Here is a 21,328-nt window from a genome sequence, read left to right on the forward strand (position 1 = left end):
GATGTTGAAATTGGGGCGCTTCTTCAGGGCCGGATCAATTGCGCAGCCGGTAGCCGGTTTTGAAGATCCAGCCGAGCGTTCCCAGGCAGATCGCCAGGAAGCCTGTGATCATCGCCAGACTGATGACCGGATTGACGTCGGCGATCCCGTAAAAGCTCCAGCGGAAACCGCTGACGAGATAGAGCACCGGGTTGAGATGGCTGACCGCCTGCCAGAAGGGCGGCAGCATGCTGACAGAATAGAAACTGCCGCCAAGGAAGGTCAGCGGCGGCACGACCAGCATGGGAATGAGGTTAAGCTGCTCGAAATTGCCGGCCCAGATGCCGATCATGAAACCGAACAGACTGAACGTGATCGCCGTCAGCAGGAAAAACAGGATCATCATCAAAGGATGCTCGATCCTGACGTCGACGAAAAGAGTGGCCGTCAAGAGGATGATGAAGCCGATGATCATCCCTTTAGTCGCCGCCGCGCCCACATAGCCGAGCAGGATCTCTGCCATCGCCACAGGCGCCGACAGCACCTCGTAGATCGTGCCGGTGAATTTCGGAAAATAGATACCGAAGGAGCCGTTGCTGATGCATTGACCGAGCAGTGTCAGCATAATCAGGCCGGGCGTGATGAAGGCGCCGTAGGACACGCCGCCAACCTCCTCGATGCGCGAACCGATTGCAGCACCGAAGACGATGAAATAGAGCGAGGTCGAGATGACGGGCGAGATGACGCTCTGCAGCAGCGTGCGGCGCGTGCGCGCCATCTCGAAAAAATAGATCGATTTGACCGCCTCGAAATTCATTTCCCCGCTCCCACCAACGCCACGAAAATATCTTCAAGGGAGCTCTGTCGGGTCGAGAGATCCTTGAAGTGGATATTGTTTTCACCGAGCCGGGTCAGCAGGGCCGCGATACTTTCCTGCTCTTTGCTAGCATCGAAATCATAGGTCAGCCGATTGCCGCCCCCTTCCAGCGTCAGTCCGTTGCCGGCAAAACAGTTCGGCAGCCGCTCGAGCGGTTCGGCGAGATCGAGGATGAGCTGCTTGCGGCCGAGCTTGGCCATCAGCGCCGCCTTGTCCTCGATGAGCAGCAGCTTGCCGCCGTTGATGACGCCGACGCGGTCGGCGATCTCCTCGGCCTCTTCGATATAATGGGTGGTGAGAATGATTGTGACACCCGAAGCCCGGAGCTCTTCAACGACATGCCACATATCCTTGCGCAGCGTCACGTCGACGCCGGCGGTCGGCTCGTCGAGGAAAAGAATATCAGGCTCATGGGAGAGCGCCTTGGCGATCAGCACCCGTCGCTTCATGCCGCCGGAGAGCTGGCGCAGCATATTGTCCTTCTTGTCCCAAAGAGAGAGCGCCCGCAGCACCTTCTCGATATGGGCCGGATTGGCCTTCTTACCATGCAGCCCGCGCGAAAAGCTCACCGTGTTGAATACCGTTTCGAACTGATCGGTTGTCAGCTCCTGCGGCACCAGCCCGATCATCGAGCGTGTCGCGCGGAAATCCTTCACAACATCGTGGCCGGCGACCAGTACCTGGCCGCCGCTCGGATTGGCAATGCCGCAGATGATCGAGATCAGCGTCGTCTTGCCCGCGCCGTTCGGCCCGAGCAGCGCCAGGATCTCGCCCTTTTCGACAGTGAGATCGATGCCCTTCAGGGCCTCAAAGCCGTTGGCGTAAGTCTTTGTGAGATTCTGAACGGAAATGATCGGGGCCATGCAGGACTCTTGCAGTTTCGGAAGGTATTTCGGCCCGCTATATAGTTCGTCAGCAGCCCTTTGACATCCTTCGGGAACGTGAACACTGCATTCACGCAGCACCAACACCGTTGCAATGGCAGAGACGTCACTGGGCGGTGATACCATCTAAATAGCCGGCTTTCGGCTATCGCCGCGACAACGAAGCTTGTGACGAAAAGAAAGGCGACGGCCGGCGTGCAATGTCATCATCCGGTGATATTCATGCCGGATAAGAGAGCCGAGGCAAGCACCGGCATCCGCCCCGCCGCCCATTCCTTTGCGGAGCCGTCTTCCGGCGTTCTCGTTGCGCCCTTTTCCGCTGCCTCGGCATGTAATGAAAGTTATTGTCAGTCACCAAGTCCTTGGAACCGGCCAGTATCCCCTGTTCAGCCGCGTTCGTCTTAGCCGGCGCCTCTGCGCCGGCTTTTCTTTTGCGTAGCTTCAGCGACATGGCACACCGATCAGCCCTTTTCCTGAGGTGCCTTGCAGCGGCCTCGAAGGACGAGGGCGGGTAGAGGCATCAAATGCTACTCCTCACAATTCATCATAATTGAACCAGTCAAAATCCGCCGTCTTCCCTCGCCCGGACGTATCGAAAGCAAACACGCCGGCAAAGGCGCCGGTGAAGGAGCCGTGTTCGCCGCGCCCGCCCTCATCAGAGATGACGCCGGCGTCGAGCACCGGGCCGATCGGTTGCCAGCTCCCCTTGCCTTCCGTCTGCCAGAAGAATTGCAGGTCGTTCTCACGGATTTCCATGGCAAGCTGGACACGGCCGTCGGCGGGGATCGCGACGCCGCTTCCGGCGGGGAAGCTGAGGCGGCCATTCGGATAGTCGCCGCCGCAGGAGAGGATGGTAACGCAGCGGCCAAGCGTTTCGTGGAGCGTCACCGCAACCGCGTGAAACTTGTGGCGGTTGTAGTAATGCGTCAGCCCGGCGGCCTGCTGGTAGGTGTCGGGCGAAAACTCGATCACGGTCTCGGCGCGGAAGCTATGGTGCTCCTGCCGGCGTGCGACCAGCGACTGTTCGAACCAGGAGCCGATGCTCTCGCGGCCGATCAGTCTGAGATGGCCGGCGCGGTCCGTCAGGTTGAAAATGCGGCGGGGCTCGGGCGTGCGTAGCCACTGAAAATCGGCCGGCAGCCTGCCTCCATCGAAACTGTAGCCGGTGCGCATCGGCTTCTCCACCGGCACAGCCCCGAAGAGACCCGGTACATCGATATCGGGCACTGATGTACCGTTTTCCAAATAGAGCCAATCATCGTCGCGCCAGACGCATTTCTGCAGGCTGGTCTCGCGCCCGAGCGTGCAGCGCCGCTTCGGCGGCAGCGGCCGGCCGCAGAGATGTGTGTGGTAGGCCTCGCCGTCCGGCGTCTCGACATATTGGCCGTGCCCTGCCCGCTGGAGCACCGCACCCGGATGATCCTTGGAGGTAATCAGATGCATGTTCGGATGCATCTCATAGGGTCCTTCGATGCGACGCGAACGCGCCATGGTAACGGCATGGTCATAGCCGGTGCCGCCTTCGGCGGTCGTCAGATAATACCAGCCATTGCGCTTGAAGAGATGCGGCCCCTCGACGAGGCCGAGCGGGCTGCCAGCGAAAATGTTCTTGATCGGGCCTTTTAGCTCCTTCGTGACCGGGTCCCATTCCTGCAGTAGGATACCATCGAAAGCCGGCGATTTCGGCGAACCGCCGAAGCTTTCCGTCCGGTGGTTCCACTGCATGTTGACGAACCACTTGCGGCCGTCGTCGTCATGGAAGAGCGACGGATCGAAGCCGGAAGAATTCACATAGACGGGCTCGGACCACTCGCCCTCGATCGACGGCGAAGTCACAATGTAATTATGTGCATCCTTGAAATTGCCGTCGAAGCGCTTGACGTCGGTATAGACCAGCCAGAACTGCCCGTCGGCATAGGAAAGGCAAGGCGCCCAGATGCCGCAGCTATCGGGGTTACCGCGCATGTCGAGCTGCGAGGCGCGCTCCAGCGGCCGGCGCACCAGCGTCCAGTTCACCAGATCTCTGGAATGATGGATCTGCACCCCCGGATACCATTCAAAGGTGGAGGTGGCGATGTAATAATCCTCGCCGACGCGACAGATCGACGGATCGGGGTTGAACCCAGGCAGAATGGGATTGCGGATCATGGCGGCTCCTCCAAGCTATCGTTGTGGTACGTACATCATTTTTGGCACTATGCTCTTTCATCAGCTTATTCCCTGCGCCATCGTGCTAGCACGAGAGCAGAGAGATGAGGAAGTCGGTTGCCGCTCCTAGCTATTCCCGCTCCGCCGACTTCGCCCACAGGTTGATATCGGCCTCCTTGGCATAGATATCGATCTCCTTCAGCTCCTCAGCCGTGAACTCGATATTGTCCAGCGCCTTGACGCAATCGACGATCTGCGAGGAGCGGCTGGCGCCGATCAATGCCGAGGTCACGCGTCCGCCGCGCAGCACCCAGGCGATTGCCATCTGCGCCAGCGTCTGACCGCGCCTTTCGGCAATCTCGTTGAGCTTCCTGATATTGTCGATGATCGAGGGACGGATGAAATCGCGCTTCAGGAAGTGGTTCTGCGCCGCCCGGCTGTCATCGGGGATGCCGGCGAGATATTTTGTCGTCAGCATGCCCTGGGCAAGCGGCGAGAACACGATCGACCCCATGCCGACGTCATCGAGCGTATCGAGCAGCCTGTCGTCCTCGACCCAGCGGTTGAGCATCGAATAGCTCGGCTGGTGGATCAGGCAGGGTGTGCCGAGTTCCCTAAGGATGGCGGCTGCCTCGCGGGTGCGCTGCGAATTATAGGAGGAGATGCCGACATAGAGCGCCCGGCCGGAGCGGACAATATAATCGAGCGCGCCGCAGGTTTCTTCGAGCGGCGTCTCCGGATCGAAACGATGCGAATAGAAGATGTCGACATAGGCGAGGCCCATGCGCTTCAGACTCTGGTCGCAGGAGGCGATCAGGTACTTGCGGCTGCCCCATTCGCCATAGGGACCCGGCCACATGTCGTAGCCGGCTTTGGACGAGATGATCAGCTCGTCGCGAAGCCCCGAAAAATCGGTGCGCAGGATCTCGCCGAAGGCGCTCTCGGCGCTGCCGGGAGGGGGGCCGTAATTGTTGGCGAGGTCGAAATGCGTGATGCCGAGATCGAAAGCCGTGCGGCACATGTCGATCTTGCGGTCATGCGGCGTGTCGCCGCCGAAATTGTGCCAGAGGCCGAGGGAGACGGCCGGCAGCTTCAGACCGGAGCGGCCCGTGCGGTTATACTTCATTTTCGAATAACGGTCTGCGGCCGGTTGCCAGTTCATCTGAATAACTCCTGATAAAATACTAATATCGTCGTCATTCCACACCTCGACCCAAGAGATCGCCGACTGCAGCCCCTCATCCGCCTGCCGGCACCTTCTCCCCGTAAACGGGGCGAAGGGAGATGCCGCACCGGCTTCCCTCCAAACTCAAAACTGCGTTTGGCACGTCCCCTCTCCCCGTCCAAACGGGGAGAGGGCTAGGATGAGGGGCAGCCATCGGAGCAAGCCGGATAGCCGTGGGACATGCCCGAACGTGACGAAACTATTGGATCAAACGCGCCGATACGGCAAGCGAACGGCGCCAGTTTCAACTACCTCAACAGTGCCTGCGCCTCTTCGATGCCGAGCGCGGCCGGCTGGGTGCAGGTCGTCGTCAGATCGATGAACCGACCCTCCTCGCCCGACTTTAGGATCGAAGTCATGACGTCGACACCGTGCAGCGTGCGGTCGAGCGAGCAGCGTGCGTCGCGGCCCTCGATCAGCGACATCGCCATGTCTGCTAAGCCGGCCGTGCGGTAGTTGGCGCGTGAGCCGTTCGGACTCTCCTGATTGATCTTGCCGAACGGATGCTCCCAGGCCTCGAGCGCCTTGATATCCTTGTCGCGGCCGCTGGCCTCGACGGTGCCGCCAAAGAAGTTCGGATCCGGCACGTAAAGCGAGCCATCGGTGCCGTAGAGCTCCATATTCGCGTGGCGGTGCGACCACACGTCCCAGCTCGCCGACAGCGTCACGGTGGCACCGCTGACGAATTCGAGCAGCGCCTGGATTGTCGTCGGTGTCTTCACAGGGATGATCTCGCCGTGGCGCGGCTGGCTGGTGATCGTGCGGGTCGGCGATGCCATCGAGGTCATGGCGCCGACGCGCTTCACCGGTCCGATCAGGTTGATCAGGTTGGCGATGTAATAGGGACCGAGATCGAGGATCGGGCCGCCACCGGGCAGGAAGAAGAAGTCCGGGTTCGGATGCCACATCTCCATGCCGGGGCTCATGACGTAGCAGGCGCCAGACGTCACCCGGCCGATGCCACCGTCGTCGATGAACTTGCGGGCAAGCTGATGAGCACCGCCGAGGAAGGTATCCGGCGCGCAGCCGACGGCAAGATTCCTCGCCTTGGCAATGCGGCGAAGCTCCTCGCCCTGCTCCAGCGTTAGCACCAGCGGCTTTTCCGAATAGACGTGCTTGCCGGCCTCGAGGATCGCCTTCGATACCGGAAAATGCGCATCCGGGATCGTCAGGTTGACGACGACGTCGATCTCGTCATTGGCGAGAAGCGCGTCGATCGTCTGTGCCTCGACGCCATACTCCTTTGCGCGGGCCTCGGCGGCCTGCAGGTTGATATCGGCGCAGGCCAGCACTCTGAGCCCCTTGAAGAGCGGTGCGAGCGAGAAATAAGTGGTGGAGATGTTGCCGCATCCGATGATGCCGACGCCAAGTTCCTTGGTCATGATATGCCTCAATAGGTCTGGAAGGATGCAATCGAGCGGCTGATGTTGCGATCGATGTCCTTCGGGTTGTCATGTTCGACGACGAAATGTTTCGCCTTGGTTCCGCGCAGCACCGCAACCAGCTTAGCCCATTCGACCTTGCCGTGACCAACATCGGCCCAGCCGTCCTCATCCTTCGCCTCGCCGGGGGCCGCGATGTCCTTGACGTGGACCGCGGTGATGCGCGGCCCGAGCTTCTCGATCCAGGCGAACGGATCGGCGCCGCCGCGGATGACCCAAGCGATATCGGCTTCCCAGGAAATGTCGGGGGCGCCTTCGAAGATGCGCTCGATCGGCAGTGAGCCGTCAGCGAGCTTGACGAATTCGAAATCGTGATTGTGCCAGCCGAATTCGTAGCCGGCGTCCTTGAAGGGCTTGCTCATTTCCTGCAAACGCTTGCCGAAGGCGAGCCAGCCGGCTCCGTCCGAAGGGCGCTGGTCAGCGGCCAGATGCGGTGCATAGATCGAATCCATGCCGAGGATCTTAGCGATATTAAGCGACTTCTGAACTTCCTTTTCCAGGAAGTCCGGGCTGAAATGGCCGCTCGCCATCACGAGGCCGTTCTTGTCGAGCTCTGCGCGAAGGCTCTTCAGGCCAGCATCGTCGAGATCGGCATAGATGCCGCCGAAGCCCTCGACTTCGGCATAGCCCGCCTTGCCGAGCTTTTCGAAAATTGCCGAATAGGGCTGGAAGTTGCGCGCGCTGTAGAGCTGGTAGCTGAGTTTAGTCATCATGTTCTCCTTGGGCCTCGTGCCCATTTCTTGGAAGGATCAATCCGCCGATTGGCAGGAATGCAGGTCGTAGAAGCGGAATTCCGGCGGCCTGCCATTTTCGAGCGGTTTTGCCGGCGTGAAGGTGATGCGGCGACTTTCGCCTGATGCAAGGTCGAAGGCGTTGTCGGAATATTTGCCGTCCGTCTCGCTTTCGATCATCACGAAGAGCGCAAGTCCCCTGGCGGTGACGTTGATGTCGACGGCGCCGCTCGCCTCGACATACTCGTGCGTTACCGTCAGCCCGGAGGGCTCAAGCTCCAGCGCCTTGTAGGTGCCGTTGACATAATGCCCCTCACCGCCCATGCCGTTCGACGCGGTGAAATGCCAGGCAAGCAGCGTTCCCTCTGAAATATCCGACACGTCGATCGTCGCAGCCGTCACCGCAGCATCCGGCGAGCACACGGCCTGCACGTCCTTCAGGTGCTTCCGCTCGCCCTTCATCGTCAGGAGCGAGATCGAAAGATCGACGCTGACATCTGAAAGCGTGTCGTTGACCAGCGAGAAGCGGATCGTCCTGCCGTCTTCGGCGGGAATGGCGGCGACCGCCACCGGCTGGAAAAAGCGTTTGACGAGATAATGCATCGCCTTCCAGCGACCGCCGTAGTCAAGGCTCGACCAGGAAGCGACCGGCCAGGTGTCGTTGAGCTGCCAGTAGATCGTGCCCATGCAATGCGGTTTGAGCGACCGCCAGTATTCGACAGCCGTCTTGATGGCGAGCCCCTGCTGGATCTGGCTGAGATAGACGAAGTTCGGGAAATCCTTCGGGAAGCGGAAATAACGGAACATGGTCGCGGCAATGCGCTCGTTACCGCCGGCATTCTTCTGGTGCAGTTCCATGACGGGAGAAGCGATATTCAGATCCTTCGCCTCGGCATAGGTCTTGATCACGGGCAGCGACGTGTAGGACTGGAAGCCGAATTCCGAGCAGAAGCGCGGTCGCACGGAGCGGTAATTGTCGAACGACTTGTTCTCGTGCCACACCGACCAGTAATGCATGTCGCCGGACCCGTCGGCATGCCAGGCATCGCCGAAATCGAGATAGCCGGAAGCCGGGCTCGACGGCCACCAGAGCGCGCCGGGCAGCGCCTTCTTCACCGCCTGCTCGATCGCCCGGTTGAGGCGGTCGTAGGAGACGAGGTAACGGTCTCGGTCCTTCCTGGACTCCTCGAACCAAGTGAGCGCGCCCACAAGCTCGTTATCGCCGCACCAGAGCGCGATGGAGGGGTGCGAAGAAAGCCGACGCACCTGGTAATCGACCTCGATTGCAACATTTTCGAGGAAGTCCTCGGTCGAGGGATAGAGGTTGCAGGCGAACATGAAGTCCTGCCAGACCAGGAGGCCCAGCCGGTCGCAGAGATCGTAGAAATGATCCTGCTCGTAGAAGCCGCCGCCCCAGACCCGGATCATGTTCATGTTTGCGGCTTTCGCCGATTGCAGCAGGTCTTCCGTCTTCTCGGGCGAAGAGAGCGAGTAGAGCGCGTCTGCCGGAATCCAGTTGGCGCCGCGGCAGAAGATCTCGCGGCCGTTGACCTTGAAGGCGAAGCGGGCACCCGATGCATCTGGCGTGGTGATGAGTTCGATGGTGCGAAGGCCGATCTGCCTGGTCACCAGCTCATCGGACACTTCCACGGAAAGCGTATAGAGCGCCTGCTCGCCACTGCCGGAAGGCCACCACAGGCGCGGCTCGTCGATATGGAAGAGGTAGTTGACCTCGGTCTCGCCCTTGACGCCGACATCGAGGCGTACGCGCTCGCCGTCGAGATCGAAATAGACCTGGGCAACGCCGGCATGCTTGGAAAACAGGCTCGCGGTGACCGTGAGGTCGACCGAGCCGTCATTGTTGTGAACCTGGCGGGTGACGACATGTTCGATGCGCGCCGTCTCGAGCTTCTTCAGCGCGATCGTGCCGTAGAGGCCGAATGGCGCAATGGCGATGTTCCAGTCCCAGCCGAAATGGCATTGCGGCTTGCGCAGCATGTTGCCGTCGGGGATCGGCGAATTGCCGGTGCTGTAGGGGATGTAGAAGGGCTGCTGCTTCTGCCGCTCGGCGCCGACGGCGACGTTCGAGGCAAAGACGATGCGGATGCTGTTGTCGCCTGATTTCAGCATGCTCGACACGTCGGGCCGGTAGCGGCGAAAGCTGTTGTCGGCTTCGAGCGCCAGGAAGCCGTTGACATAGACGCTGGCGACCGTATCGAGATAGTCGATGTCGAGATACCAGTCGCCCTCGGCCTCCCGCAGTGTAAAGCTGCGCTCGACCGCCCATTCACGCTCGGCGACCCACTGCACCTTCTCCTCGTTACGGCCGAAATAGGGATCGGGGATGAGCCCCGCGCGATGGAGCGCCGTGTGCACGTCGCCCGGCAAGGTGATGACGCTCTTGATTTCGCCATCAACGGAGGTGAGCTGCCACGAACCGGAAAGGTCGATGCTGGAGGGGGTCGTTTGTTGCGTCACGATTTCATTTCCGATTTGCATTTTGAAATGGGCGGCGCATAACCGCAGTCCGGTAATTGTCGGTCGTCATGACCCCTTCCCCTCCGTCAGCAGCCGCGGCATGGATCCTCGGGTCAAGCCCGAGGATGACGGAGCGCGGAGTTGGCCTCTCGCCAAGCGCGCGCAGACCGGAAGGTGGGTGAAGCGCCGGTCGAATTCATATAAACAGCTGCAGCAAGCAGGCAGCACCATCTCAGACACCCTGCCCGCGAAAAACTCCTCTAAAGACGCAGCTCGCTCTCGGCATCGAATACCGAGGCAACGGTCATATCGAAACTCAGCTTCACCTTGGCTCCGACATTGAAGCGCCGCGCGCCGTTGACGCGAACCGACATCGTGTGGCCGGCATGTTTCAGCCACAGAAGATTGTCCGCGCCCATCGGCTCCTCGATATCGACGGTGGCGTCATGTTCTTCGCCGCCGGTATTCTCATTGACCTTGATATGTTCGGGGCGAACGCCGAGCACCACCTTGCGGCCAGGCTGCAGAGTCTCGTTGGCATCGTAGGCAGCGAGCGAGAAATTGACCCCATTCGCCACAAAGGCAATCCCGTCACCCGCTTTGACCAGTTCGCCGCGAAGGAAATTCATGGACGGCGAGCCGATGAAACCGGCGACGAAGAGGTTGCGTGGCCGGTTATAGATCGTCGTCGGATCGTCGAGCTGCTGGATGATGCCGCTTTTCATGATGGCGATGCGGTCGGCCAGCGTCAGCGCCTCGATCTGGTCGTGCGTGACGTAGATCATCGTGTTCTCTAGTGACTGATGCAGGCGTTTGATTTCGACGCGCAGCTCCGAGCGCAGTTTGGCGTCGAGGTTGGACAGCGGCTCGTCGAACAGGAACACGTCGACGTCGCGAACCAGCGCCCGGCCGATGGCCACACGCTGGCGCTGACCGCCGGAAAGCTCGGCCGGCTTGCGCTTCAGGAGTGGCTGGATCTGCAGGATTTCGGCCGCCCGCGCCACGCGCTTGTCGATCTCGGCCTGCGGCACCTTGGCAACGCGAAGACCGAAGGAGAGGTTCTTCTCGACGGTCATCTGCGGATAGAGCGCATAGGACTGAAAGACCATGCCGATGCCGCGGTCCTTCGGTTCTTCCCAGGTGACGTTCTTGCCCTTGATGAATATCTGGCCTTCCGAAGCGTCGAGCAGGCCGGCAATGCAGTTGAGCAAGGTCGACTTGCCACAGCCGGACGATCCGAGCAGCACCAGGAATTCGCCGTCGTTGATCTCGAGGTTGAGATCCTTCAGCACGCTGACCGATCCGAAGTTCAGCGACAGGTCTCTGATCGAGACGCTCGCATTGGAGACAGTGGAATTCATGTTCATGTGATCACCCCTTCACTGCGCCGGCGGCGATGCCGCGAACGAAAAGCCGCCCGGAGACGAAATAGACGATCAGCGGCACCAGGCCGGTTAGGATCGTTGCTGCCATGTTGACGTTGTATTCCTTCACGCCCTGGACGGAATTGACGATGTTGTTGAGCTGCACGGTCATCGGATAGGTATCCGGCCGGGTGAAGACCACACCGAACAGGAAGTCGTTCCAGATGCCTGTGACCTGCAGGATCATCGCCACGACGAAAATCGGCAGCGACATCGGCATCATGATCTTCAGGAAGATCTGCCAGAAGCCCGCCCCATCCACACGTGCAGCTTTGAACAACTCCTCCGGCAGAGAGACGAAGTAGTTGCGGAAGAGCAGTGTCAGGATCGGCATGCCGAAGATCGAATGCACGATGACGAGGCCGGTCAGCGTGCCGTAGATGCCGATTTCGCGGAGGATGATGACGATCGGATAGATCATCACCTGATAGGGAATGAAGGCGCCGATGATCAGGATCGAGAAGAAAAGCTCGGATCCCCTGAAGCGCCAGTTCGCCAGAGCATAACCATTCACCGAGGCAATCGCGATCGAGATGATGACCGAAGGCACCGTGATGCGCACCGAGTTCCAGAAACCGCGTGACAGGCCATCGCAGTTCAAGCCCGTGCAGGCCTCCGCCCAGGCCTTCACCCAGGGCTGAAAGGTGATTTCCATCGGCGGCGAAAAGATATTGCCGAGGCGGATTTCCGGCATGCCCTTCAGCGAGGTGACGACCATCACGTAGAGCGGCAGCAGGTAATAAAGCGCTGCAACCGTCAGCGTGCCGTAGAGGATGATGTTGCGCGCAGACAGCCTCGGGCGCGGCTTCGGGCCGCTTGGGCCGTCGCCAAGTCTCGGTGCGACAGCATCGATGCCGGCTGCGGTGGTGTTGAGGGTTCCGATATTAGCCACGCTTGCGCCCTCCTCCGAATTCCAGATAGGCCCACGGAACGATGATGATCGCAACCGTGACCAGCATCATCGTCGATGCGGCGAAACCCTGCCCCAGGTTCTGCGCCTGGAACATGTAGTCATAGACGTATTTTGCTGGGACTTCCGACGAGATGCCGGGACCGCCAGACGTCTGCGCCACGACAAGGTCGTAGACCTTGACGATGCCCGAGGCGATGATGACGATCGTCGTGATGAAAACCGGCCGCATCATCGGTATGACGATGAAGAGATAGGTCTTCCACATCGGAATGCCGTCGACACGCGCGGCCTTCCAGATATCCTCATCGATGCCGCGCAGACCAGCGAGCATCAGGCACATGACAAGGCCCGTCCCTTGCCAGAGCGCAGCGATCAGAATGCCGTAGATGACGATTTCAGGCGTATAGAGCGGGTTGAACGTGAAACTCGTCCAGCCGAGCGAGCGAACCACCGACTGAATGCCGAAATCCGGGTTCAGAACCCATTGCCAGACGAGGCCCGTCACAATGAAGGACAGCGCGAAGGGGTAGAGAAAAATGGTGCGGAAGGTATTTTCGAACCGGATCTTCTGGTCCATCAGCGCGGCAAGCAGGAAGCCGATAACCAGGCTGAAGATCAGCGAGAGGATACCGTACAGAGCCAGGTTCTCGATCGCCGTCACCCAGCGCGGCGCGGCCCAGAGCCGCTCGTACTGATCGAAACCGACGAAGCTCAACCGTGGAAGGAGCTTCGAATTGGTGAAGGAATAAAACACCGTCCAGAGCGTGCCGCCGACAAAGATCACCAGCGCTGTCAGGATCATCGGAATGGACGCAATCTTGGCATTCAGATTGCGCAGTAATTTGTTTGGCCGGCCTGCTTGCGCGTGACCCGTCATGAACGCTTCTCCTCAATCGCTGCTGCGGCCGGTCACGGCCGCCCTTCATCCCCGCCCCGCGATCTGCCGGGGAGTACCGGCAAGACCATCCGGGAGGATCCGGCTCCCAGGAGCCGGATCCAGGGACAGCAAATCTGCCGATCAGTCGGCCGAAGAGATGATTTCGGCAAAACGCTTCTGGGCATCTTCCGGTGTCATCGACGGATTGGCGAAGAATTCGGAGAAGAGGTCTTCCTTCTGCTTCTGGCTGTCTGCCGAAAGCAGCTGGTCGGTGCCCTGGATCACGTTGCCCTTCGCCAGGATGTCGAGACCCTTCTTCATGCAATCATTGGCGGCGGCGAGATCGACGTCGCTACGCACCGGCAGCGAGCCTTTCTTCAGGTTGAAGGCAACCTGGGTCTTGGGATCGAGCAGCGTCTTGGCAAGTACCGCCTGCGCCTTGGACTTTTCCTCGTCCTTCAGCAGCGGGAAGTAGAATGCGTCGCCGCCTGTCGAGATGATCTCGTTGACGCCGAGGCCCGGCAGGCAGGTATAGTCGGTGCCGGCCTTCTGGCCGGCGAGCGCGAATTCGCCCTGCGCCCAGTCACCCATGATCTGGCCGCCGGCCTTGCCGGTGATCACGAGGTTGGTCGCCTGGTTCCAATCCTGAACATTGCTGCCCTTGGACATCCGGCGGGCATCGTCGGCAGCCTTGAAGACCTTGGCAATCTCGGGACCTGCAGCAGCTTCGGCGTCCTTGTCCTTGAAGACTTTGTTGAACGTGTCCTTGCCGGCAATCGCGACCATCAGCACGTCGAAGGCGCCTGCGGCTTGCCACGGCTGGCCGCCGACGGCGAGCGGAATGATGCCTGCCTTTTCGAGAGCTGGAGCAGCGGCGACGAATTCGTCCCAGTTCTTCGGAACCTCGACGCCCGCCTTCTTGAAGGCGGCATTCGAAAGCCACAGCCACTGCCAGGAGTGGATGTTGACGGGAGCGCAATAGATCTTGCCGTCGATCGTGCAGGAATCGAGCAGGCTCGATGGACGAATGATGTCCTTCCACTTCTCGGCCGTCGCGACATCGGTCAGGTCGCGCATCAGCCCCGCCTGAACGAGTTCCTCGGCCTGGCGGCCGTGGTTGAACTGGGTGGCGCCCATCGGGTCGCCGCCGGTGATGCGGCTGATCATAATCGGACGCGCGGTGCCGCCGGAACCGGCGATGGCACCGTCGACCCAATGGTTGCCGGTGGCGTCGAATGCCTTGGCCAGCTCAGCGACCGCCGCGGATTCGCCGCCGGAGGTCCACCAATGCGTGACTTCGAGATCGGTTGCGCTGGCGGCGTTGAGCGGAAGCGCTGCCGAAGCGGCAAGCATGGCCACCATCATACGGATTTTCATGAGTTCTCCTCCCTCACTGAAACGTTGCCGGAAAAACTTAGATCAATCGATTTCTCCACGCAACTGCCCGCCGGCAAATTTTTCCGTTAAGACCGGAATTGCCACCCCTGCTTGTTTCCAATTGGAGCGGCACACCACCCGGATCGATACCAAGTGAAGAGTCTTCGCATACGCAACACCGTCATATCATTTTGAAATATCTAGGTACTTTTTAAAACTCGCGCCCGGTCCCTACCCCACCCATCTCGCAGTTGCAGAAAAACTGGCTGGAAAAGGTCAATTCAACCTCTGGGCACGATGCTGCAATGCAAACAAGAAAAAATGCTCGACATTTCTACTGTATCGTTACAGATTGAATTCCTTAGGGAGGCGCGATTTTGGCAGGCGGCGGGCTTACGGCGCTTGAAAAAGCCTCTATAAGCCACACCAATTCGCGCGAGGCAGGCCTACAGGGATGGAAAACAAGGGAAATTTCGGGCAAGCGGAATCGGCGCCAGCAGCACGCGAGCGTCCGACATTGAAGACGATCGCCTTCATGACCGGGCTTGGCGTGACCACGGTGTCGCGCGCTTTGAAGGATGCGCCCGATATCGGGGCGGAAACCAAGGAGCGGGTGCGCATGGTCGCCCGCCAGCTCGGCTACCAGCCGAACAGGGCGGGCGTGCGCCTGCGCACCGGCAAGACCAACGTGATTGCTCTCGTCCTCAGCATCGACGAGGAGATCATGGGTTTCTCGAGCCAGATGGTCTTCGGCATCTCCGAAGTCCTGTCCGGCACCCCCTATCATATCGTCGTCACCCCGCATTCCCACAGCAAGGACCCGATGCTGCCGGTGCGCTATATCCTCGACACCGGCTCGGCCGACGGCGTCATCATCTCCCGCATCGAGCCGGATGATCCGCGCGTGCGGCTCTTGACCGAGCGCGGCATGCCCTTCGCCACGCATGGGCGCACCGATGCCGGCCTCACCCACCCCTTCCACGACTTCGATAACGAGGCTTTCGCCCATCAGGCGGTGGAAAAGCTCGTCAAGCGCGGCCGGCGCCGCATCGCCTTGCTGCAGCCGCCGAGCAAGCTCACCTACTACGCCCACATCCGCATCGGCTTCCAGACCGGCCTTCACGATTACGGCGCCGAGGAAGTGCCGCTGCGCATCAATACCGACGCACCGCTCGCCGACATTCGCAACGTCGTCGAAGTGATGATGCGCTCGCCCAATGCTCCCGACGGCATCGTCTGTTCGGCAGGCAGCGCGGCCATCGCCGTCAATGCCGGCATCGAGGCCGCCGGCAAGGCGCTCGGCCGCGATCTCGACATGGTGTCCAAGCAATCGGTGCCGATTCTCAACTGGATCCGACCCGAGATCATCACCGCCCAGGAGGACGTGCGCCAGGCCGGCCGCGAAATGGCCAAAGCCGTCATCGCGCGCATCGACGGCATCGAACCGGAACTGCTGCAGAGTATCAGTCAGCCCGTCTGGCCGGAGGGCGGCAAGTAGCGCGATGGTCAGAAGCGCATAAGCAGGATGGCAACTGGCGAAACGGCGCCACCATTGAAAACACCTGAGATATAGCGCCCTATCCTTGAGCGCGGCATTCTCCAACATCCTCAGCCTGAGCGCGCAGCCCGCAGGGCGGAGCCTCGAAGGACGCGCGCGACGCCGCTTCTTGCATCAAGGTTGCCGCCTCAGGTGAGGCTCTCTTGGGTACTCGCGCAATGGCTGGAACGCACCCAGCCTTGGGTTTCGCAAGAAGGCATCGGCCCGAAAAAGCCAAGATTGCCCCACATCTCATGAGCTGAACAACGGGGATATCGATGGAATGCGCAAGAGCGGCGTGCCCTATTTCAGCCAATGGGAAACACCCGGCATGACGTTGCCGGTACTTGCCAAAGGGTCGCAGGCTTTGCTCGGCGACCCGCTCTGGCATCGTTCGGGAGCCGGTACGATCGAGGAATATGCGCGCTGGGCAGTCAATGTCTGCGGCATGGCCTGCCTCAAGATGATCCTTGCCGCCCGCGGCGAAATCCATCCGACCCTCGAGTTGGCCCGCGCTTGCACCAGCTATGGCGGTTATGTCGTCAACGAGATCGATGACTCCATCAAGGGGCTGATCTACGCCCCCTTCGTCCGCTTCGTGAGCGAGCGCTTCGGTCTCCGCGCCGAGACGATGACTGGCGTTGACGCATCGGCCATTTCCGAGCTTCTGTCGAAACGCCGCTTCTTCATCGCTTCTGTGAATTCGGGCATCCGCTGGCCGGAGCGCGAGCCGCCGTCGAAGGGTGGCCATCTGGTGCTGGTGACAGCAGCCTCAACGGAATCGATTCGCTTCCACAACCCATCCGGCCATGACGAGGCGAGCCAAGCCGATGTGACGCTGCCGCTTAGCGTCTTCGACCGCTTCTTCGCCAATCGCGGCATATCCGTCGACGCCTGACCTTTCGAAACCCAACCCTTCCGGAGGCTCACATGACCCCTTCCCCAACCAGGCTGCGCATCGCCGTGCTTTTCGGCGGCCGCTCGGCCGAACACGAGGTTTCCCTGCTCTCGGCCACCAATGTGATGAGCGCGCTCGATCCCGAAAAATATGACGCCGTTCCCGTTTTCATCACCCGCGAGGGGCAATGGCTGCTGAGCCGCTTCGAGGATGGCAGGCTGGCGACACCTTCGTCAGGCACGGAAGTCTGCCTCGTGCCGGGCGGCCACGGCCGAATGCTGGCGGTGCCGGCTCGCGGCACGCCGCATGAGCTGGCGCGAATCGACGTCCTGTTCCCCGTGCTGCACGGCCCGCATGGCGAAGACGGATCGGTGCAGGGTCTGGCGGAGGTGGCCCGCGTGCCGCTCGCCGGCTGCGGCATCCTCGGCTCGGCTGCAGCTCTCGATAAGGACATCGCCAAGCGCCTGCTGCGGGCGGCGGGGCTGCCGGTGGCGCACGCGGTGACGATCGATCAGGGTGATGCCCCTTCGCTGACAGCCCTCGAAAGCGAGCTCGGCCTGCCGCTCTTCATCAAACCGGCGCGCCAGGGATCGTCGGTCGGCGTGGCCAAAGTCCATGCTAGCCAGGAATTCGCGCCGGCCCTTGCCGAGGCCTTCCGCCATGATCGCATTCTGCTTGCCGAGGAATTTATTGCCGGCCGCGAGATCGAATTCAGCGTCCTGGAAGATGCAGCAGGAGGGCTCTTCGTCTCGCGGCCGGGCGAGATCGTACCGGCGGAAAGCCACGGCTTCTACAACTATGATGCCAAATATGTCGATGAGAACGGCGCCGCGCTGAAAGTGCCGGCTGACCTGCCGCCGGAGCTCGAGGCCGCCATGCGCGACATGGCCGCCAAAGCATTCCGAGCCGTCGGCTGCGACGGCATGGCGCGTGTCGACTTTTTCCTGACGCCGGACATGCGCTTCGTCATCAACGAGCTTAACACCATTCCCGGCTTCACCGATATCAGCATGTATTCCAAGGCCATGGCGGCAAGCGGCGTCAGCTATGCCGAAGTGATCGACCGACTGGTGGATCACGGCATGGCGCGCGCCGGTCGGGCTGCATGAGGGCAGAGCGTTCAGCGCCTCCTAAAGACGCACCACTGAAACGGTTGCAGGCCGCCGCCGGGCGTCGTGTGCTCTTCCCGCCATTCGCGTTCGAGCGCGAAGGCGGAGCCGAGTTCCGCCGCGAGGGCGGTTGCGTCATAACGCTGGACCGGCAAGCCGCTGCAGCGTTCCGGCCCATCTGGTGCGAAGGTGGCTATGATGACGACGCTGCCCGGCGCAGTACAGGTTTCCAGGGCGCGACGATAGGCGAGCCGCTGCTGCGGCTCGGTAAGGAAGTGAAAGACGGCGCGGTCGTGCCATAAGTCGTAGCGACGGCTCGGTCGCCACACGGTGACATCGGCCACGATCCACCCAACCCGGATGGCGTCACCCTGCAACCGCGCCTTGGCGACATCCAATGCCGGCGCAGCAATATCGAGAACGGTGAGGTCGGACCAGCCGCGCTCGATGAGACAGTCGACAAGGCTCGACGCGCCGCCGCCGACATCGATCAGCGCTGCCGCGGCCGGCAGTTGCATTTCGTCAAGCGCCCGCAGGGAAGGTTCCGGCGTCGGCTGATACCAGCTGACGCTGTCGGCGGCTTTCGTGCGGTAGACCTCGTCCCAATGTTCCCGCTTCGCGTCCGTCATCCGCTATCCCCATCTGTTGATCAACATATAGGGATTGAGACATCTGACACCAACCGCTCTGCGACCCGCGAGCATGACTCAGGAAGAATGATGACGATAGACGAGATCGGCAGGATCGGTTCGATGTGCTGCGGGATCGAGGCGCGCGCCCAGCCGTTCCGCAACGGCGATCGAGGCAGCGTTGCCGGAGGCGATATAACTGACGAGCGACGGCAGCTTGAGCGTCGCGAAGGCCCAGCCGCGCAACGCGAAGGCCGCTTCCGTCGCAAAGCCGCGACCCTCGTAACCCTCGTAAACGAACCAGCCCAGCTCCTTTTCCGGAAAGAGCGGCCCATGATTGATCCCCACCTGGCCGATGCATTCGCCGGTTTCGACAAAGTCGATCACAGCGCACCATGCCCGAAAAGCTGCCAGAGCGCGACATCGTGACAGTACATCCCCCACGCCGCCCGCAGATCGAACAGTCCGCCCATCCCGGCGGAGCGCGGCGAGGCCATCAGCCGAGCGTAAGCCTCGAAGTCGCCGATATCAGGCAGGCGGAGCGTCAGACGCTCGGTCCGGATGGTGATCGCGCCCGTTTCCAACATACCTTCGCCCTTTCTGTTGGTTTTCGAACGCCGGAGCGAACCGAAGCATCCCGCTCGGCGCCGGCCCTCGAAAGACAATCCGCTGCACGAACCGCGTATCGAGATCGTGATATGTGAGTTGCCCATCGCTGCTGAAGCCCGCACCGCTATAGACATCAGGATTGCCGATCAGCGCGCATCCGCTCGCACCCCTCTCCTTCAGCAATTCGAGCCCCTTTGCCATCAACGCCTTGCCGATGCCCTGCCGCTGTCTCTCCGGCTTCACCGATATCGGCCCCAGGCCGAACCAACGGTCATCCACTCCATCGATCGTCACGGGCGAAAACGCGACATGCCCCAGGATCTCGCCCGCCTCTTCGGCAACCAGCGATATCGTCAGATCGCCGCTCGCACGAAGCCGCCGGATGATGTCCGCTTCCGTCCCCTCGCTGTAGGGCATCGGCCTGAAGGCAGCCGAGGTCAGATGCTGGATCGCGTCGATATCTGCGGGTGTCTCGTATCGGATATGCATCTCGGTTATCCCTCCGGGGCGATGTTCCGCAAATGCTATGAAAGGGAAGTCGAAAATCAACAAGCCAGGTTGCTCAAGCAAAACAAAGCTGTTGGCCAGAGACAAAGCACCCCACGAAAAAGCCCGGCGCGACGGCCGGGCTTCCTCGGTGTCTTTTTCCGGAAACTCAGAAGGTCGCAGCACCGCTGCCCCAGGGGCCGTGGTGGAAATCCTTGCCATCCAGGCGGTCGAAGCCGTGAGCGCCGAAGAAGTCGCGCTGGGCCTGGATGAGGTTTGCCGTTCCCCTGCCCTGGCGGTAGGCGTCGAAATAGCTGAGCGCCGAGGTGAGCGCCGGCACCGGCAGGCCGGCAGCGAGAGCGGCCGTCACGACGCGGCGCAGCGCCGGTATCGATTCCTTGACCATGGCCGAGAAGGCCGGCGTCACGATGAGGTTCGCCGCGTCGGGCGCATCGGTGAAGGCCTTGGTGATCTCATCGAGGAACTGCGAGCGGATGATGCAGCCGGCGCGCCAGATCTTTGCAATCGTCGGCATCGGCAGCGACCAGTTGAACTCCCTGGAGGCTTCCGCCATCACGGCAAAGCCCTGCGCATAGGCGCCGATCTTGCCGGCAAAAAGCGCCAGTTCCAGATCCTTGTTGAGCTCGGGGCCGTAGGCGGTCGGGAAGGCGCTGCCGAGATTGCCGAAGATCTTCTCGGCGGCTTCGCGCTGCGACTTCATCGACGAGAGGCTGCGCGCGGCGACCGCGGCTTCGATCGCCGTTGCCGGAATGCCCATGTTCTGCGCCTCGATCGCCGACCATTTGCCGGTGCCCTTCTGGCCGGCCTTATCGAGGATCATGTCGACCATCGGGCCGCCGGCGACCGGATCGGTTGCAGCCAGCACCTTTTCGGAAATCTCGATCAGGTAGGAGTTCAGCCGGCCCTTGTTCCACTCGCCGAAGATGCCGGAGATTTCGGAGGCGCTCTTGCCGAGCCCGTCACGCAGGATGCCATAGATTTCGGCGATCATCTGCATGTCGGCATATTCGATGCCATTATGGATGGTCTTGACGAAATGGCCGGCGCCGTCATTGCCGAGCCAGGCGACGCAGGGATCGTCATTGTAGCGGGCGGCGATCGACGTCAGCACCTTCTCGACGCGCTTCCAGGATTCCTCGGTGCCGCCGACCATGATCGAAGGACCATGGCGCGCACCTTCCTCGCCGCCGGAAACGCCCATGCCGATGAAAGTGAGTTCGGTATCCTTCAGGCGGTCGAAGCGAGCGACGGTGTCGCGGAAATTGGCGTTGCCGGCATCGATCATGATGTCGCCCTTGGTCAGATGCGGGCGCAGCGCCTCCATCTGCTGGTCGACGGCGTCACCCGCCTTGATCATGATGATAATCGGGCGCGGCGGCCGGATCGCGTCGACGAACTCTTCGATCGACTTGCAGGGGATGATCTGCTTCTTCAGATCGCCCGCGCTTTCATAGAATTCGTCGGTTTTCTCGGGCGTGCGGTTGAAGACCGCGATTTTATTGCCTTTCTCCGCGATGTTGAGCGCCAGGTTGGAGCCCATGACCGCAAGGCCGATCAGTCCGATTTCTGCCTTTTCCACGACAAACCTCCGATGTGTCATTTGGACCGGTGTTGTGGCACTGTCTCGCTCAAACGGCAAGTCTCGCAAGGGTCTAATCGGTTCGCAAAAGCCAATGAAATAAAG

At 61.0% G+C, this 21,328-nt stretch carries 16 protein-coding genes and 2 pseudogenes; 3 read left to right on the top strand and 15 right to left on the bottom strand.

Annotated elements, in window-relative coordinates; genetic code table 11:
• Positions 1-34 precede the first annotated feature (34 nt).
• The 11 genes from J0663_RS21850 to J0663_RS21900 form a co-directional block, all read right to left on the bottom strand.
• Complete coding sequence (locus J0663_RS21850; protein WP_207242421.1) at positions 35-796, bottom strand: ABC transporter permease; 762 nt, start codon at positions 794-796, stop codon at positions 35-37.
• Positions 793-1,719 carry an ABC transporter ATP-binding protein gene (locus tag J0663_RS21855; RefSeq protein ID WP_207242422.1) on the bottom strand — a complete coding sequence of 309 codons (927 nt, stop codon included), beginning with the start codon at positions 1,717-1,719 and terminating at the stop codon, positions 793-795. Before J0663_RS21855 ends, J0663_RS21850 begins: the two co-directional genes overlap by 4 nt.
• A 555-nt stretch (positions 1,720-2,274) precedes the next feature.
• Entirely contained in the window at positions 2,275-3,888 is a 1,614-nt protein-coding gene (locus tag J0663_RS21860) for a glycoside hydrolase family 43 protein (protein WP_207242423.1), read from the bottom strand.
• A gap of 130 nt (positions 3,889-4,018) precedes the next feature.
• Positions 4,019-5,050 carry an L-glyceraldehyde 3-phosphate reductase gene (gene mgrA / locus J0663_RS21865; protein WP_207242424.1) on the bottom strand — a complete coding sequence of 344 codons (1,032 nt, stop codon included), beginning with the start codon at positions 5,048-5,050 and terminating at the stop codon, positions 4,019-4,021.
• Positions 5,051-5,361: 311 nt separating this feature from the next.
• Entirely contained in the window at positions 5,362-6,495 is a 1,134-nt protein-coding gene (locus J0663_RS21870; protein WP_207242425.1) for a Gfo/Idh/MocA family protein, read from the bottom strand.
• An 8-nt stretch (positions 6,496-6,503) separates the two neighbouring features.
• Positions 6,504-7,265, bottom strand: coding sequence for a sugar phosphate isomerase/epimerase family protein (locus J0663_RS21875; RefSeq protein ID WP_207242426.1), 762 nt, complete (start codon positions 7,263-7,265; stop codon positions 6,504-6,506).
• A 39-nt stretch (positions 7,266-7,304) separates the two neighbouring features.
• Positions 7,305-9,764, bottom strand: coding sequence for a beta-mannosidase (locus J0663_RS21880; protein WP_246590331.1), 2,460 nt, complete (start codon positions 9,762-9,764; stop codon positions 7,305-7,307).
• A 260-nt stretch (positions 9,765-10,024) separates the two neighbouring features.
• Positions 10,025-11,131 (bottom strand): ABC transporter ATP-binding protein, encoded by a 1,107-nt coding sequence (locus tag J0663_RS21885; RefSeq protein WP_207242428.1) that lies wholly within the window; start codon positions 11,129-11,131, stop codon positions 10,025-10,027.
• A gap of 4 nt (positions 11,132-11,135) precedes the next feature.
• Complete coding sequence (locus J0663_RS21890) at positions 11,136-12,080, bottom strand: carbohydrate ABC transporter permease (protein WP_207242429.1); 945 nt, start codon at positions 12,078-12,080, stop codon at positions 11,136-11,138.
• A complete protein-coding gene (locus J0663_RS21895) occupies positions 12,073-12,978 on the bottom strand; it encodes a carbohydrate ABC transporter permease (RefSeq protein WP_207242430.1) in 906 nt (301 codons plus the stop codon). Before J0663_RS21895 ends, J0663_RS21890 begins: the two co-directional genes overlap by 8 nt.
• A gap of 141 nt (positions 12,979-13,119) precedes the next feature.
• Entirely contained in the window at positions 13,120-14,355 is a 1,236-nt protein-coding gene (locus J0663_RS21900; protein WP_207242431.1) for an ABC transporter substrate-binding protein, read from the bottom strand.
• Positions 14,356-14,809: 454 nt separating this feature from the next.
• On the opposite strand from J0663_RS21900, the gene J0663_RS21905 reads away from it, so the two are divergent.
• From J0663_RS21905 to J0663_RS21915, 3 genes are all read left to right on the top strand, one after another.
• Positions 14,810-15,853: a LacI family transcriptional regulator gene (locus tag J0663_RS21905; protein ID WP_207242432.1), complete on the top strand. Its 1,044-nt coding sequence runs from the start codon at positions 14,810-14,812 to the stop codon at positions 15,851-15,853.
• A gap of 322 nt (positions 15,854-16,175) precedes the next feature.
• On the top strand, positions 16,176-16,790 hold the full coding sequence (locus tag J0663_RS21910; protein ID WP_207242433.1) for a C39 family peptidase: 615 nt from the start codon (positions 16,176-16,178) through the stop codon (positions 16,788-16,790).
• 32 nt (positions 16,791-16,822) lie between these two features.
• Entirely contained in the window at positions 16,823-17,899 is a 1,077-nt protein-coding gene (locus tag J0663_RS21915) for a D-alanine--D-alanine ligase family protein (RefSeq protein WP_207242434.1), read from the top strand.
• An 11-nt stretch (positions 17,900-17,910) separates the two neighbouring features.
• On the opposite strand, the gene J0663_RS21920 is transcribed toward J0663_RS21915, so the two are convergent.
• From J0663_RS21920 to gndA, 4 genes and pseudogenes are all read right to left on the bottom strand, one after another.
• Positions 17,911-18,528: a class I SAM-dependent methyltransferase gene (locus J0663_RS21920; RefSeq protein ID WP_207242435.1), complete on the bottom strand. Its 618-nt coding sequence runs from the start codon at positions 18,526-18,528 to the stop codon at positions 17,911-17,913.
• A gap of 78 nt (positions 18,529-18,606) precedes the next feature.
• Positions 18,607-18,987 (bottom strand): annotated as a pseudogene (locus J0663_RS21925) (GNAT family N-acetyltransferase); the annotation flags it as partial.
• A gap of 147 nt (positions 18,988-19,134) precedes the next feature.
• Positions 19,135-19,626 (bottom strand): annotated as a pseudogene (locus J0663_RS21930) (GNAT family N-acetyltransferase); the annotation flags it as partial.
• A gap of 166 nt (positions 19,627-19,792) precedes the next feature.
• Positions 19,793-21,244: an NADP-dependent phosphogluconate dehydrogenase gene (gndA, locus tag J0663_RS21935; protein ID WP_207242436.1), complete on the bottom strand. Its 1,452-nt coding sequence runs from the start codon at positions 21,242-21,244 to the stop codon at positions 19,793-19,795.
• Positions 21,245-21,328 lie beyond the last annotated feature (84 nt).

The organism is Rhizobium lentis (assembly GCF_017352135.1).
Classification (GTDB): domain Bacteria; phylum Pseudomonadota; class Alphaproteobacteria; order Rhizobiales; family Rhizobiaceae; genus Rhizobium; species Rhizobium lentis.